At 47.2% G+C, this 16,234-nt stretch carries 9 protein-coding genes; 8 read left to right on the forward strand and 1 reads right to left on the reverse strand.

What is annotated here, in order from left to right; translation table 11 throughout:
* Positions 1 to 24: 24 nt before the first annotated feature.
* The 8 genes from AAHN97_RS08855 (at position 25) to AAHN97_RS08890 (ending at position 12,843) form a co-directional block, all read left to right on the forward strand.
* Positions 25 to 594 (forward strand): RNA polymerase sigma factor, encoded by a 570-nt coding sequence (locus AAHN97_RS08855; RefSeq protein WP_343307217.1) that lies wholly within the window; start codon positions 25 to 27, stop codon positions 592 to 594.
* A 52-nt stretch (positions 595 to 646) separates the two neighbouring features.
* Positions 647 to 1,795, forward strand: a complete 1,149-nt coding sequence (locus AAHN97_RS08860; RefSeq protein WP_343307218.1) for a FecR family protein — start codon at positions 647 to 649, stop codon at positions 1,793 to 1,795.
* Between the two features lie 337 nt (positions 1,796 to 2,132).
* Positions 2,133 to 5,456, forward strand: a complete 3,324-nt coding sequence (locus AAHN97_RS08865) for a SusC/RagA family TonB-linked outer membrane protein (protein ID WP_343307219.1) — start codon at positions 2,133 to 2,135, stop codon at positions 5,454 to 5,456.
* A 10-nt stretch (positions 5,457 to 5,466) separates the two neighbouring features.
* Positions 5,467 to 6,876: a RagB/SusD family nutrient uptake outer membrane protein gene (locus AAHN97_RS08870; RefSeq protein WP_343307220.1), complete on the forward strand. Its 1,410-nt coding sequence runs from the start codon at positions 5,467 to 5,469 to the stop codon at positions 6,874 to 6,876.
* An 11-nt stretch (positions 6,877 to 6,887) separates the two neighbouring features.
* Entirely contained in the window at positions 6,888 to 7,655 is a 768-nt protein-coding gene (locus tag AAHN97_RS08875; RefSeq protein ID WP_343307221.1) for a TlpA family protein disulfide reductase, read from the forward strand.
* 11 nt (positions 7,656 to 7,666) lie between these two features.
* Entirely contained in the window at positions 7,667 to 8,866 is a 1,200-nt protein-coding gene (locus tag AAHN97_RS08880) for a TlpA disulfide reductase family protein (protein WP_343307222.1), read from the forward strand.
* Positions 8,867 to 8,884: 18 nt separating this feature from the next.
* Entirely contained in the window at positions 8,885 to 10,027 is a 1,143-nt protein-coding gene (locus AAHN97_RS08885) for a peroxiredoxin family protein (protein WP_343307223.1), read from the forward strand.
* Between the two features lie 11 nt (positions 10,028 to 10,038).
* Positions 10,039 to 12,843 (forward strand): M16 family metallopeptidase, encoded by a 2,805-nt coding sequence (locus AAHN97_RS08890; protein ID WP_343307224.1) that lies wholly within the window; start codon positions 10,039 to 10,041, stop codon positions 12,841 to 12,843.
* Between the two features lie 101 nt (positions 12,844 to 12,944).
* Here AAHN97_RS08890 and AAHN97_RS08895 read toward each other — a convergent pair whose 3' ends face one another.
* Positions 12,945 to 16,166: a glycosyltransferase family 117 protein gene (locus AAHN97_RS08895; protein WP_343307225.1), complete on the reverse strand. Its 3,222-nt coding sequence runs from the start codon at positions 16,164 to 16,166 to the stop codon at positions 12,945 to 12,947.
* Positions 16,167 to 16,234: the final 68 nt, after the last annotated feature.

Raw genomic sequence — 16,234 nt, forward strand, 5'->3', positions numbered from 1 at the left:
ACAGCAGGGCAGACCTACTATTATATGAATGATGTGTTATTACAGCAGTTAGCAGATGGTGAGTCATCCGCTTTTACTACTATTTATAATGATTATTACCCCGAATTGTATTTCCTGTCCAAACACCTGATAGGAGATGATGCCCCCGATGTAGTAGCAGATGTTTTCATCAGATTGTGGACGCAAAGAAAATTGTTCGAAAGCAGGGCCCACCTGCTGGCCTATTTGCGTGTAATGACCCGGAATGCCTGTTTTGATCACCTGAAGAAACAACACCGGGATGTGCAGCAGTTACAGGAACTATTGCATATCAGCGACCAGGAGCATGAGGACCGGCATTTTCATGAGATTATTGAATCGAGGGTATTTACCCTTATCCGTAACGAAATAGAAGAACTGCCGCCGCATATGCGGGAAGTGTTTAAACTGGCCTATATAGATGGGCTGAAGAACGGGGAAATTGCCAGCCTGTTACAGATGAAAGATGCCGCCGTAAGGGTCCGGAAGGCAGAAGCCCTGAAGATACTACGATCTTCCCTCTACCGTATTGAATTGATTATCATAATGAAATTGATAATTTATCCTCCTCAATAAATTTTTCTCTCTTTTTTCCGTAACAATTATTTCATCCCACAGTATATATAGTATGAGCGATGCTACAGAAAGAATTCCGGAATTGATCGTCAGGCTGCTGAAGCAGGAAGCGAGTGAAGAGGAGATAGCAGAACTGGAAAGCTGGAAGCAGGCTTCCCCTGCCAATGCAGCCCTGATAGCGGGTATACTGAAGGAGGCTTATGTGGCGAATGGCCTGAAGGAGCTGGAAACAGCACAAAAGCGATCAACAGAAAAACTTGCGCAGGCGGGAATCCTGCTACAAAATAAAGATCATACACGGGTACGCCGCATAAGCTACCGTTGGGTAGCTGCGGCAGCGGTTCTTATGGCAGTGGCCACGGGTGTTTACTTCTGGTCACAACGCTCCCTGCAGCCGATCCCTGATTTAGCGGGTAACATAGCACCAGGCAGTACAAAAGCCATTCTTACATTGGCGGACGGATCTACTGTGGCATTGGATAGTACCGGCAACCGGGTGATCAGCCAGGGGGGCACCGCTATACGCCAGCAGGGCGGCCAGCTGGAATATGATGTAAAGGGCGAGCCAGCCTCTTTAAGTTATAATATGCTGGTTACACCAAGAGGCGGACAGTTCAGGATCACCCTGCCGGATGGCTCGAAAGTATGGCTGAATGCCGCATCCTCCCTCCGTTATCCCACTGCTTTCATTAACAATACGAGAACAGTGGAAATCACCGGAGAAGCTTACTTTGAGGTAGCACCTGACGCGGCAAAACCTTTTATGGTGAAAGTAAACGAACGCACTGCAATTCTCGTATTAGGAACAGCATTTAATGTGAATGCTTATACAGATGAACCAACTATCAATACTACTTTATTAGAGGGGGCAGTAAGGATCAACGCACAAACCTTAACTCCCGGGCAACAGGCGCAGGTAAATACTGCAGGTGCCATAAAACTCGTCAACGATGTGGATGTATCAGAAACGGTAGCATGGAAGAACGGCATCTTCTCTTTTAACAATGCAGATGTGCGTACCGTAATGCGCCAGATAGGGCGCTGGTATAATATCGAGATCAATTATGAACAGGCTGTTTACACCACTAAATTTAAAGGAAAGATAGGCCGTGATCTGAATTTAACAGATGCACTGGAAGTATTGAAAAAAGCAGGTGTGAATTTTAAGATGGAAGGAAGAACATTGACTGTAATGCCTTAATATAAATATTGCTTAGCCAGAAGAAACAACCAACCAACATTAGAGGAATACATAGATCATAGTCGGTACCCAAAACAGGTAAAAGAAAGTCGCTGCGGATTAGGCCCCGTAGCGACTGGATGCCTGGCTGGACCAAATGAAGTTACGCTTGTAAACGTCAATTATTTAATCAACCAAACTACTGCAAGTTATGCAAAAAAATGTGTATTGCAACCAGCTGGTTACGGAGCATCATGTGCCGTATCATAAGGGCTGGCCATCAACCAAGATCCTGTTAGTCTTAAGATTGATCATGGGAGGTTCTCATCCCGTCAACAGGAGATTAATTTTGAAAGCGATGAAACTAACTATCATCTTCCTCACTGCTGCTTTCCTGCAACTGAGCGCCAATAGCACGGCTCAGTCAGTTACCTTCACCGGCAATAAAGTGGCTTTGGAAAAAGTAATTGCCGCTGCTGAAAAACAAACCGGTTACTGGTTCTTTTACAATGAGGCAATACTGCGCAACATTGAACCGGTAACGGTGAAAGCCATAGATATGCCGCTGGACCTTTTCCTGAAAGAAGTATTTAAAAAACTTCCGCTGGAATACACTGTCCGTGGCAAAACAATTGTGATCAGTAAAAAGGCCCCGCTGCCGGTAGACGGACCAACAGGCCGCCAGCTGGAAGAAGCGCCGGTAGTGGTACCCGCTTACCAGGTGATCACCGGTGTAGTGGTAACTGCTGATTTTACGCCGTTATCCGGTGCCAGTGTACGGTTGAAGAAGAGCAAAGAAGGTACGCAGACGGACCTGAGAGGCCGGTTTTCCATTAATGCCAACACCGGTGATGTGCTGGTGGTTTCCTACATCGGTTACGAGGACAAGGAAGTGACCATCGGTAATAATAATCTCACCACTTACATCATATTAAAGCCATCCGAATCCAAACTGGATGAAGTGCAGATCACGGCGTACGGTCAAACTACCAAGAGAATGAGCATTGGTAATATCTATACCGTTAAAGGAGAGGATATTGCCAGGAACCCCACACCCAACGTTTTACAGGCGCTGCAGGGCCGTGTTCCCGGTTTGTTCATACAACAGCAGAGTGGTCAGCCCGGTACGCCCATCAGTGTGCAGGTGAGGGGCAGAAGCACCTTAAACGGTAACAGTGCACCTTTGTTCATTGTTGATGGCGTGGCTTACCCGAGTGAAAGGTTGCCCTTTATTTTTGTGAGTGGCCAGCCTAATATCCTCCGGGGCGGTAATATTTTTGATTACATCAATCCTGACCTGGTAGAACGTGTGGAAGTATTGAAAGATGCGGATGCCACTTCTATCTATGGTTCCCGTGGTGCTTACGGCGTAATACTGATCACTACTAAAAAAGGGAAACCGGGTAATCCGCAGCTGTCCTTAAGTGTACGGTCAGGTATTACATTAAGGGGAAAATCTCCGGAACTGTTAAATACAGCCGAATACCTGATGCTCCGCAGGGAAGCATTGAAAAATAATAATAATGCCCAGCCAACGGCTGCTGACTTTGACCTGAACGGCACCTGGCCGGAAACCCGGTACACAAACTGGCTGAACGAACTGCAGGGCGGCAAGGCACAAACCACTTTAGCCAATGTGAGTTACTCAGGCGGTACAGGCAATATCAATTTCCTGGTAGGGGGAAATTATAATGTACAGGAAAGCATACAAAGAGGAGCGGGTGCTTCCAGGCAAGGTGGTTTGAATTTTAATATCAATACAGTTACCAACAACAGGCGGTTCTCTATTAACCTGAGCGGTCTTTATTCAATTACCCAGAATGACATGTTGCAAGTTGATTTCACTACCAATGGTGTTTTAGGTACACTGGCCCCCAATGCCGCTCCTTTGTTCCTGCCAAATGGTGAGATCAACTGGGCGCCTGATGCCTTATCAAACCCACTGGGAAACGCAGGAACAAGTATTGTTTCCCCTTTTAAGATGATCTCCAAACACACCACAAATAACATTACCACTAATATGGAGTTTAAATACGAATTAGCGAAAGGATTAAGCATCCGTGCGCTGGTTGGATACAACTCATTATACGGGAGGCAGCTGTATGGATATCCTTCTACCTATTACAATCCACAGAGTGCTTATATCACCTCCAGCACCCTGAACATTTTCAACATCCGCACCTGGACGCTGGACCCTAATATCAATTACGTGACCAAACTGGGAAACCAGGGTACACTCACTGCCAGGGCCGGCGCCACGCTGATGGACAAGATCAACTATGCGCAGGCCACTACCGGATCTGATTTCATCAGTGATGCGATGTTAAATAATCCAACATTCGCTTCTCCGGCAAATATCAGTACCAGCTATAACCAGATCCCTTCAAGATACCTGGGTTACTTTGGTCTTTTAAGATACGACTGGGCTAATAAATATTTTATTAACCTGAGCCTTCGTTACGATGGATCTACCAAGTTCGGACCTGATAAACAGTTCGGTACTTTCGGTTCTGTAGGAGCCGGTTGGATCATGAGTGATGAACCTTTCTTTAAAGGCTTACTGCCTGTAGTGAGTTTTGCTAAAATAAGCGGAAGTTATGGTACATCCGGCGGAGACCTGATTGATAACTACCAGTTCATGAACACTTACTTCCAGGGAACTGCTTACGGAGGCAGGCCAGGCTTGCGCCCGGGAGTGCTGGCCAATCCTGAGCTGCAATGGGAACAGAACCTGAAAAGAGATATAGGCCTGAACCTTGAATTCTTAAAGGGAGGCAGGATAGCACTGGATGTTTCTTATTACAGTAACCTCACCAAAAACCAGTTAATTCCGCAACCGCTTTCTTCCATTACAGGGTATAGCACTATTACCCGGAATTCTCCTGCGCTGATCAGATCAACCGGCCTGGAAATGGTACTGAACACCACCAATATTAAGAACAAGCATTTTTCCTGGACAACTACGATCAATTTCTCTGTTCCAAAGAATATACTGGTTTCCTATCCGCAGAGTGAAAAGCTTTTTGATTATGCGATCAAAGAAGGACAATCCACCTATGGTATGCCGCTGTTTAAATATGCCGGCGTAGATCCGCAAACGGGGCAGCATACTTTTTATAAGAATGGTGTGAAAGGGGAGTGGACCTTTCTTTCAGGAGGGCCTTTAGATCAGATAAAAGACAGAACGGAATTTGTGGACCTGGCGCCGAAGTTCTACGGTGGTATGCAGAATACCCTGAAGTATAAAAATATCACGCTGGATTTCTTCCTGGCATTAACCAACAGGATAGGGCCTAATTACCTGGGCATGCAAACATTTCCTTTCGGCCTTTATATGGGAAATACAACCAAAGACATCCTGAGGCGCTGGCAGAAACCAGGAGATGTAACAGATATCCCCAGACTGAGCAGCAGCTTCTTGTCCTACCTGGGCCAGGCTAATTATCACTTCAGCACCGGGGCATACACAAAGGCCAATTACATCCGCCTGAATAACGTGAACCTCACTTATGCCTTTCCTGCGGCACTCCTGAAGAGAGCACATATTAAAGGGGCCAGCATTTTCCTGCAGGGGCAGAACCTGCTCACCATTTCTAAATATGGAGATCTTGATCCTGAGAACCTGGGAGCAGGCATGGCGCCGCTGCGGGTATTTACCGGAGGTATTTCAATGAACTTGTAAAAAAAGAAACATGAAACGTTTAATAATAGTTGGTATTGTTATCGGTACAGGTTGGCTCAGCGGATGCCAGAAATTCCTGGAAATACCACTTCCAACAACTGCCATTGCTGGTAGCGGGGCTTATACAACAGACAGATCGAGTTCTGCCGTATTGAATGACCAGTTTGCTGCTTTGGCAAATGGCAGCGTGCTCGATGGAAGAGGGATTGCTTTTCAAACTGCTTTATATACGGATGAATTAAAGTGTATTGATCCCACCGCGCAGACCGAAAATCTTTTTTATTCCAACAATGTACAGGCTAATAATACCGGCCCTATGTGGTCTACCCTGTACAAACAGATCTATGCCTGTAACCTGGCCCTTGAAGGGATCTCCGGTTCACAGACGCTGAACTATAAAAATCAATGGTTAGGCGAAGCTTATTTCTTAAGGGGGTTACTGCATTTCTATGTAGCGAGCCTGTATGGAGATGCGCCTATTTCGCTTAGTTCGTCCTATACAACAAATAATGCCCTTTCCCGCAGCCCGGTGAATGATGTGTACAAACAGGTGGTGAAAGACCTGTTGCAGGCACAAACACTTTTAACTGCAGAATATAAAGGGGGCGATGGCCTGGTTACCACCAACAGGGGAAGGCCGAATAAAGCGGCTGCCACTGCTTTGCTGGCCCGTGTATACCTTTACCTGGGGGAATGGGAGAATGCAGAATTGCAATCCACCACCATCATTGCTGATCCTGCTTACGTATTGCCACAGCCAGACCTTGCTTTCCTGGCAGCCAGTAAAGAAACAATATTCGGGCTCATGCCCAGCACACCAGGTTTTCAGTTTGCAAAGGATTTTGCCACATATAATAACGGTATGCCCGCCACGGTAACACTCTTTCCGGCTAATGGTGTGAATACGGTGATCTCTGCAGACCTGCTGAATACTTTTGAAGCCGGCGATGCACGTTTTACTTCCTGGACAAGAGCTGTTTCTTCTACAAGTGGTACACCTATTACGTATCGTTTTCCAAATAAATACAAAGTAAACACCACAGGAGCAGAATACCTTTCTGTGTTCCGGCTGGCAGAGCAATTGCTCATACGTGCGGAAGCACGTGCGCAGTTGAACAAGGTCACAGGTGCGAAGGCTGATCTGGATGCTGTAAGAACAAGAGCAGCACTCACCGGCACAACTGCTGCTACGAAAGAAGATATGCTTATAGCTATTGACAAGGAGCGGCGTGTGGAACTCTTTACGGAAGGAGGGCACCGCATGCTGGACCTCAGAAGAAGGAATAAACTGGATGCACTGATGCTCACCGTTGCACCGCAAAAAGGCGGAGCATGGCAAACCTTCAAACAGTGGTGGCCTATTCCAACAGCAGATGTATTTGCTAATCCAAATCTGATCCAGACACCAGGGTACCAATAAACACCAATCATATGCGCTTTAGCTTATTGGCTGCGATCTTAAGTTTCGCAGCAGGGACCTTATTTGCCCAGCCCAAAACCTTGCAGGCAGATAAAATTGATCCGGCAGTATATGCCCGGCAGGTAGCTGAATTAAATGAACATATCGGCGATGAGAAGGATAGTGCCATGAAAGCCTCGCTGGTGCGAAGTTTTGTAGCGCTGCACCCTGATTACTATCTCAGCCTGGTGAAGTTTTTCGAAATGGTATCCAATGAATCAGTGGACCGTGCAGAACGGCGCTTTGAAGCTTTTGCACCGCAACTGCGGCATAGTGTGCTGGGTAAAAAAGTGGCGGAGCTGATCAAAATACGGCAACATATCCTGCCTGGTCAAATGGCGCCGGAGATCATTGCCACCACTGCAGAAGGCCAGCCCTTCAAACTCTCAGACCTGAAAGGCAAATATGTGTTCATCGATTTCTGGGCCAGCTGGTGCGGCCCCTGTCGTAAAGAAAGCCCTAACCTGGTGAAAGCATACGCACGCTTTAAAGATAAAAACTTTGAGATCGTGAGCTTTTCACTGGATAGAGATGCTGCTGCCTGGAAGGCCGCTGCAAAGGAAGATGGATATACCTGGCCGCAGGTCAGTGATCTGAAAGAATACCAGGGTGAAGCAGCGAGGAACTATATGGTAGTGTTTGTGCCAAAGTGTTTCCTGCTGGGGCCTGATGGTAAAATAATCGCTACAGACCTGCGGGGAGACGCACTGGAAAAACAACTGGAAAAGATCTTTAATTAAATCATTCATTCATGTCATCTATGCAAAACAAATCGCTCTTATGCTGCCTGTTATTCCTGGCAGTATCTGCAACGGCACAGAACAAACTTGAAGGCCCGCAGCTGATCCAAAGCAGCAATACTTTTGTGCTGGAAGGAACACTGAAAGGTTTGCCCATTATGCCGGAAAAGGTTTACCTCATCTATGATTCCATCAATGCACGCCCTGCTGATAGTGCTATCGTGAAAAATGGCCGGTATACTTTTAAAGGAAAGATCAATGATGCGGCACTGGCTTACATCTCTCCAAAGCTGCTGAACAACAGGGATATCAAGGATGCCGGTTTGCTGGGCACCAGTGAACATGTGGCAAAGATCTTCCTGGATAAAGGAAAACTGACAGCCTCCTCTGATAAAACCATGGATAATGTTACCGTCACCGGCTCTGCTGTTCACAAAGATTACCTGGTTGCCGTGAAACATGATAACCTGATGTGGAAGGATACGGTACTGGGCATCGCTAAGCTTTACACGGAATCAAAGAACAAAGCTTATTTCGATATGCTCATGCTGAGCGGCAAGCAAATGGAAAGCGGTGTAAGGGGTGCACACTGGGATTTCATGAAAAAACATCCTGGATCTCCTGTAACGGCTTACCTGCTTTGTAAGAACCTGAAAATGGGCACCAATCCTGCGGGGTATGTGGATAGCCTGGCCACGATCTATGACCGCCTGCCGGAACATATTAAAGCCAGTCCTGCCGGTATTACAGCAGCCGGAATATTGGAGAAGGAATTGAAATCTGCATTGGGTCATAAGGTGCCGGACTTCACACAGAATGACAATAACGGCCATCCTGTTAGCCTCTCTTCTTTCAAAGGAAAATATGTGATGATCGCCTTCTGGAAAACTTCCGATCAGGGTTTTTACTCAGGATATCTCCCTTATGTGAAAAAAGCCTATAGCGATTATAAAGATAAAGGCTTAGCCCTGATCACCATATCACTGGATGAAAATAAGGATGCCTGGTTACAGACACTGGAACAAGCGGGGATACCCGGTGCACACCTGTCAGACGGTAAAGGCCCTGCAAATGAAGTGGCGCAGCTATTCGGCGTCACCGCTTCCGCCTATCCTTTACAGAATGTACTGATTGCACCGAATGGAAGGATCGTGGCCAAAAACCTCAATGGTACAGCGCTCTCTGATATGATGACGTCAATATTTAATTAACCGGATAAAAACAGGAATATGAATAAAGTGATGCTGACCTTACTCATGGTCACTACGGCTTGCACACTCCATGCGCAGGATGGCAACTTTACCATCACGGGCCACCTGGAGAATGTAAAAGCTACTTCCGTACAGGTCTCTTACTGGGGCAGTAAAGGTTATAAAACAGATATAGTGGATGTAACAGGGAACACCTATAAGTTATCGTTTGCTGCCACATCAGGCTGGGACGTAATATTAAGGGCCGGCAACCTGAATGGTATGCCTGATGCCCATAACCTGCTGGCTATTTACCTGGGTGGCACGGAGAATGTTGCCATCAGGCACAAGAACACTTTTGCGAATGCTACTTTCTCCGGCTCTCCTGAAAACCTTGAATATCAAAAACTGCTGGCCATCAATACAGCCTACAACGCAAAAATAAATGCGCTAAGGAAAAAGCAGCAGGAGCTGGACATGCTGGGGAATGGCAAAACAGATCCTGCTGTAGATGAAGAGATAACCACCCTCACCAAAAACTGGAATGATGCGGTGTATGGCGATTATATCCGTAATAATCCTTCCTCACGTATCCTGGGCTATGCATTTAATTCCTACGTGCAGAACATGGGGAAACTGGATGGCGCCAAACTTAACCCTGTCATTGCCTTGTTGCCGGACTCTTTCAAAGTAATGCCCGGTGTGAAAGACCTGCAGGCACGGATCAAAAATGCAGAAACCTTTGAGACTGCTGTAGCCGTTGATAAAATAGCACCTGATTTTACACTGAAAGACCCTAACGATAATCCCATCAGCCTCTCTTCCTTCCGCGGTAAATATGTACTGATAGATTTCTGGGCCAGCTGGTGTGGTCCCTGCCGTGCAGAGAACCCTACATTGGTGAAAGCCTACGAAAAGTATCATGGTAAAAATTTTGAGATCCTGGGCGTATCGCTGGATGCGGAAGGCGCTAAGGAGAAATGGATGAAAGCGATCAAGGACGATGGCCTTACCTGGCCACAGATCTCTGATCTCAAATACTGGAAAAGTGAAGTGGTGAAATTATACGGCATCCAGGGGATACCACTTAATTTCCTCATAGATCCGCAGGGCAGGATCATTGCCAGGAGTTTGAGAGGTGCAGCATTAGAGCAAAAGCTCAGTGAGATTTTTCCAAATTAAAACATGCAAACTTGAGCAATATCAAACAATGGATAGGTTTAGGCGCAACCGTATTGCTATGGCATACGGCTGCTGCCCAGAACATTCCCCTGGACCCGGCTGTGAAGCAGGGAAAACTGGCGAATGGATTCACTTATTACATCCGCCACAACGAAGAGCCGAAAGGCCGCGCCAGTTTTTATCTTGTAAATAAAGCAGGTTCCATTCTGGAAGATGAAGACCAGCGTGGTCTGGCGCATTTCCTGGAACATATGAACTTCAACGGCACCAAACATTTCCCCAGGAACAAACTGGTGGATTACCTGCAGAAAGCAGGGGTGAGTTTTGGTGCAGACCTGAATGCATATACCTTCTTTGATGAAACAGTGTACAAACTGCCCATCCCGACAGCAGATCCCGTCATGGTGAAAAGCGCCGTGCAGATCATGCGGGACTGGGCACAGGAAGCCACGCTGGACGCTGCAGAGATTGAAAAGGAGCGGGGTATCATACTGGAAGAAGGAAGGTTGATCAAAGGAGGGAAAGACCGCATGATGCGCAAATACCTGCCCATGTTATTTAATAATTCCCGTTATGCAGCGCGTTTGCCCATTGGCCTGGAAGAGATCTTAAAAAATTTCAACCAGGCCACTATCAAACGCTTTCACCAGGATTGGTACCGGCCTGATCTGCAGGCGCTGATCATAGTAGGGGATATAGATGTGAAGGAAACAGAGAAAATGGTAAAGAAACATTTTGCCGATCTCAGGAACCCTGCAGGGCCGAGGGAACGCCCTGACTATACTATTCCATTGACCGGAAAGAACCAGTTCCTGGTAGTAACAGACCCTGAAGTTGCTGCCACTTCTATGCAGGTGTTTTTAAAACACAGATCGCTTTCCCTGCGTACAGAAGCAGACTACCTGGAAAGCATCAGGCGGAACCTTTTCCTGCAAATGCTGGGCTCCAGGCGGTATGCAGAGCTAACACGTAAAACCAATGCAAGTTTCAGCAATGCTTCCACCGGCCTCCAAAACTTACAGGGAGGCCTGGAAGCGTTGGTGTTTGAAGTAACGGCCAAAGAAGGAGAGTTACAATATGCATTCGCACAAACCTGGGAGGTATTGGAGAAAGTGAAACGCTTCGGCTTTACGCAAACAGAACTGGATCGCGCAAAGCAGCAATACCTGCGTACCATGGAAAGTTCGCTGAAGGAAAAGAACAAAACTTCTTCTGTAAGCATGGTAGAAGAGTATCAGCGTAATTTCCTGACCGGAGAAGCTGCGCCCGGTATTGAATGGGAACACCAATTTGCCCTGCAGCATCTTAACCATATCACACTGGCAGATATAAAAGCAGTAGCAGAGAAATACATTTCAGATACCAACCGCGACATCCTGGTGATAGCACCTGAAAAAGCAAAGGCAACACTCCCGGACAGCGCTGCCGTAATTACCTGGATCAACAAAGCACACAAAGCGGAACTGGTTGCCTACCAGGATGTGACGGAAGACCTGGCACTCATGCCCGTAAAGCCCACACCCGGAAAGATTGTATCCAGAACTACCGAACCGGCTATCGGTACCACAAAACTGCTGCTCAGCAATGGCCTCACCGTGATCCTTAAACCCACAACGTTTAAGAACGATGAGATAAAGTTCCGTGGTTTCAGTGCAGGTGGAAGCTCCGTATTGGAAGATGATGAGTTTGATGCGATCTCTGGTGTAGACAGGCTCGTGGAAAGCTTTGGCCTGGCTCACCTGGACCCTGTGCAGCTTTCCAAAGCACTCAATGGAAAACAGGTAGGCGTGAACACATTCATCTCTGCCCGCTCACAAAGTGTCAATGGCGCTACTTCCACAGAAGACCTGGAAACAGCGCTGCAAATGGTGTACCTGCGGTTCACCCAGCCCCGGAAGGACAGTGCGCTGTATACTTCCGTGATCAATAATTCAAAGGAAGCGATCCGTAACAGGTATGCAGATCCTAATAATGCGTTCAATGATACCATGGCATATGTGATGGGAGATTATCATTACAGGAACAGTCCGCCTACGCTCATCAAGCTGAGCATGATCACACTGGACCGTTCGTATGAACTCTACAAACAACGTTTTGCGGACGCATCCGGTTTCACCTTCGTTTTTACCGGCAACTTTGATCTGGCTACTATTGAGCCTTTGCTGGAACAATACCTTGGCGCTTTACCTTCTCTCAACAGGAAAGAAAGCGCCCGTGACCTGGGTACACACATTCCTGCCGGCCAGTTAGTAAAAGTAGTGAGAGGTGGTTCAGAAGATAAAGCCCTCCTGCGTTTGGTGTTCAGCGGAGATTATCCTTACAGCCCGGTGAATAACACCTGCATGAATGCCCTGGGCCAGATCCTGCAGATCAAACTGCTGGAACGCATGAGAGAGGCAGAAGGAGAAGTATACAGCCCTTCTGTACAGTTTATGTACAATAAGCTGCCAAAGAACAGGTATGCGTATGTAGTGGCCTTTGGCTGCGCACCCAGGAACATTGATCACCTGGTAACGATCGTGAAAGAAGAAATGGCCAAATTAAGAACAGAGGGCGTTACTGTGGACGACATACAAAAGTTCAGGGCGGCTTATGCTAAAAACGTAGAAACGGCATTGCTGGATAATAGTTTCTGGCTGGGATACCTCTGCGGCCAGGCAGAGAATGGAGAAGATATGCTGGAGGTGACCAGAACAGCTGAAACATTGAAGGGAGTAACACCTGCTGCGTTAAAGGAAACCGCCAATCTCTATTTAACGGAGAGGAATGTGATACAATTTATGTTGGTACCGGAGAGTTATTCGGTATTGAAGTAACAGGTAGGAAATGTTCGATAGCAATAAGGCCTCCGCTTAGCGGGGGCTTTGGTTTTAGCCATAAAAAAAGGCCGTCTCTTTATTGAGACGGCCTTCTGTTTTTATTTCTTAGTGGTATCAGGTACCGTGCTGAACTGCTGCCCGGTTTCCTGTTGCTTCAGTGTATCCTTATTACTGAAATCAACCTTGAGTTGTTTCAGCATGCCGAGGAATTGCTCTGCACGTTGTGCATCATCCTGCAGATCGTTGGTAAAGAGTCTTGCAGGCAGGCTGCGGTAGTAACGCAGCTGTTGCTCGAGGTCTTTGGTGATCTCTGCAGAGATAGCATCCGCTTTCTTCGCATTGCCGGCTATATAATAAGCATATACTATTTCCATGCTCCAGAGGTTATGCATGTTACCCGGAGAGGTCATGGCATAAGGCATATTGCCGGGCAGGAATACAGAATCCTGCCTGTCCAGCACCTGCAGTGCTTTATCTTTTTTACCTTCTTTTACGAGTGCAACACCCAGTTTGGTATAAGCATTCCGCACGCTTTGCAGCATCCGGCGGTTAGGCTCATCAAAGTATACACCTGCAATGTCCACACTACCATACACGAACTTATCCATGAGGTTGTTGTACATTTTGCGGGTTTGCACCTGGTCGTTCAGGCCGGGTAGCATTTCGTTGGAAGGCAGCCTGCGTGTTGGCACCAGGCGGTAAGTTAATCCTTCCACCTGCAGGAACTCGTTGAATCCGAGGTCAACCGGGCTGGTGAAATAGATCGGGCGTTTAAAGGCGTTGGCTGCAATGATATCATATACTGCCAGGTCGTTCTTATAGATCACGTTTTTCTTCTCAGGCAGTACGATGGGCACCTGTGGCATAATGCGGCCGCTATCCTGGATATCTACCGTACCATTTTTCACCACTTCATTTACATCTACGGGAATGAAGAATTTCTGCGTAGGCAGGAAGTTCACTTTTTCACCGTTCTGTAAAGGTACCTTGGCGCCATCACTGTCTTCTCCCACGAACTGGATCACTTCTTTCAGGTTAAAGAAGCTGTTCTGCGGGATCTTACCGTTATCGTAGTGCATCACATAGTTACGGTTTTCACCACGGTATTTTTCAGGGCCCAGGATCATTTCAATGGCCGGGCTTTGGTTTACGGCTTTACGCTGCTGATCAATGTACCAGTCAACACCCAGCAAGCTGAGGTTGATCACCCGTACATCCGGACGAATGCCTTCTACCTCCTGCGCATACCAGAGCGGGTAAGTATCGTTATCACCCACGGTGAAGAGGATGGCATTTTTATCGCAGGATTCCAGATAGTCGCGGGCAACATCGCGGGCGATCACTTTTTTGGAACGATCGTGATCATCCCATCCCTGTGCACCCATCAGTATGGGTGCTGCGAGAAGGCCCAGGCCTATCGCAACAGGTGCTGCAATAGTCTTTTGTTTTTTCACAATGAAGTTATAGATGCTCAATACACCCAAACCTATCCAGATGGCAAATGCGTAGAAGGAACCCACAAAGGCATAATCCCGTTCACGCGGCTGGTTACCGGCCTGGTTCAGGTATACCACAATGGCCAAACCGGTAAACAGGAAGAGCAATGCTACAATGATCGCATCTTTTCTGTGGCGGTTGTAATGGAAGAAGAATCCAATGAGGCCCAATATCAGCGGGAGGAAATAGAAAGTATTACGTGCTTTATTCACCTTCAGGCTGTCCGGCATTTCAGACTGATCGCCATACAATAGATTGTCCAGGGGCGCTATACCGGAAATGGTATTACCATCGCGGGGATTCCCAAACCCTTGCACATCATTTTGTTTACCGATGAAGTTCCAGCCGAAGTAACGCAGGTACATGAAGCTTACCTGGTATTTGAAGAAGAAGTAAATATTATCGCCAAAAGAAGGTGCTTCACCATCTTTTAATCCCAGGAAGGCCTTGTAGTAATCAGCATGGCCTTGATCGTTGCTGGCATCCCATACGCGGGGGAACAGCATTTTATCCTTGGCAGCATATACCGGCACCTGTTTTTTACCCACCACCACATATTCTTTATTACCACGGGCATACAGGTTGCCTTGTTCTTCGTAAGATTCAGGGCGGGCAGTGAACACCTGACCGTAGATCAGCGGGAAGTCGCCATACTGCTCACGGCCCAGGTAACCTACCAGGGATACCGGATTGTCCACATTATACATATCCACGGAAGGGTTCGCGGAAGAGCGCACCATAGTGGTTACGTAGGTAGAATAACCCATCAGCAGGAACAGGATGCAGGAATTCGTCAGTTGCACCACATGCCGCAGTTTCTGGGCATTCAGCTCTATGCCGAATAATTTGATGAAGTAAGGGATCAGCAGTACACCGATGCCCACTACAAAGCGGAAAATGAGGACAGCTGCGCTATCACCACCCGTGAAGGCCGGGATCAGTACTACAGAAGCTACAATGATCAGGGGAACATACAAACCGAATTTAGGTTTGTAGTAACCATAGATCAGTAAAGCGATGACGGCTATGAAATAGAATGCGAAACCGGAGAAGAAAGGCAGGCTCAGGCTGTTCACAAAGAACACGTCCATCATACCGGAAGCCTTGATGGTATCCTGGATAATGAACTTCTGTACCATACCGGTAAGCGCACAACCTATAATAAAGGCCCAGATAGCCCCTGCAGTGGTAGGGGTTTTGGTGCGCTTGTAATAATAGATCATTACAATGGCGGGGATAGTCAGGAGGTTCAGCAAGTGCACCCCGATAGACAAGCCCATCATGTAAGCAATGAAAACGATCCAGCGGTCGCCGTACTTGGTATCCGCTTCATGCTCCCATTTGAGCATAGCCCAGAACACCAGGGCGGTGAAGAGGGAGGAAAATGCGTATACCTCACCTTCCACGGCGGAGAACCAGAAAGAATCAGAGAAAGTATATGCCAAAGCACCTACAACGCCTGCGCCCATTACGGCCAGTAATTGCTGGCTGGAAAGTTCTTCACCGGTAGTGGTGAACATGCGGCGTGCAAAGTGGGTGATAGTCCAGAATAAGAACAGGATGGTAAAACCACTGGCCAGGGCGCTCATGATATTTACACCCAGGGCTGCTTCAGAAGGAGAGAAGGGAAGGGTAAAGAGCCTGCCCAGCAATACAAACAAAGGAGCTCCCGGAGGGTGAGGTACCTGTACCCTATAGGCCGCGGAAATGAACTCGCCGCAATCCCACAGGCTTCCCGTGGCTTCCATGGTCATTAAATACACACTACAGGCAATTATACACACGATCCAGCCTGTAATGTTATTAATCCGGTTAAAATTCATAAGGTTGTTTTATATAATTCCGACAAAAATAGAAAAAGTAACCAATTAAGCTAATGTGAACAACAGTT

It is taken from the genome of Chitinophaga niabensis, assembly GCF_039545795.1.
Taxonomy (GTDB): domain Bacteria; phylum Bacteroidota; class Bacteroidia; order Chitinophagales; family Chitinophagaceae; genus Chitinophaga; species Chitinophaga niabensis_B.

Coding starts and splice junctions, on each gene's coding strand:
- AAHN97_RS08885 (WP_343307223.1), top strand. CDS start 8,885: ATGAATAAAGTGATGCTGACCTTACTCATGGTCACTACGGCTTGCACA.
- AAHN97_RS08875 (WP_343307221.1), top strand. CDS start 6,888: ATGCGCTTTAGCTTATTGGCTGCGATCTTAAGTTTCGCAGCAGGGACC.
- AAHN97_RS08870 (WP_343307220.1), top strand. CDS start 5,467: ATGAAACGTTTAATAATAGTTGGTATTGTTATCGGTACAGGTTGGCTC.
- AAHN97_RS08865 (WP_343307219.1), top strand. CDS start 2,133: ATGAAACTAACTATCATCTTCCTCACTGCTGCTTTCCTGCAACTGAGC.
- AAHN97_RS08895 (WP_343307225.1), bottom strand. CDS start 16,166: ATGAATTTTAACCGGATTAATAACATTACAGGCTGGATCGTGTGTATA.
- AAHN97_RS08855 (WP_343307217.1), top strand. CDS start 25: ATGAATGATGTGTTATTACAGCAGTTAGCAGATGGTGAGTCATCCGCT.
- AAHN97_RS08880 (WP_343307222.1), top strand. CDS start 7,667: ATGTCATCTATGCAAAACAAATCGCTCTTATGCTGCCTGTTATTCCTG.
- AAHN97_RS08860 (WP_343307218.1), top strand. CDS start 647: ATGAGCGATGCTACAGAAAGAATTCCGGAATTGATCGTCAGGCTGCTG.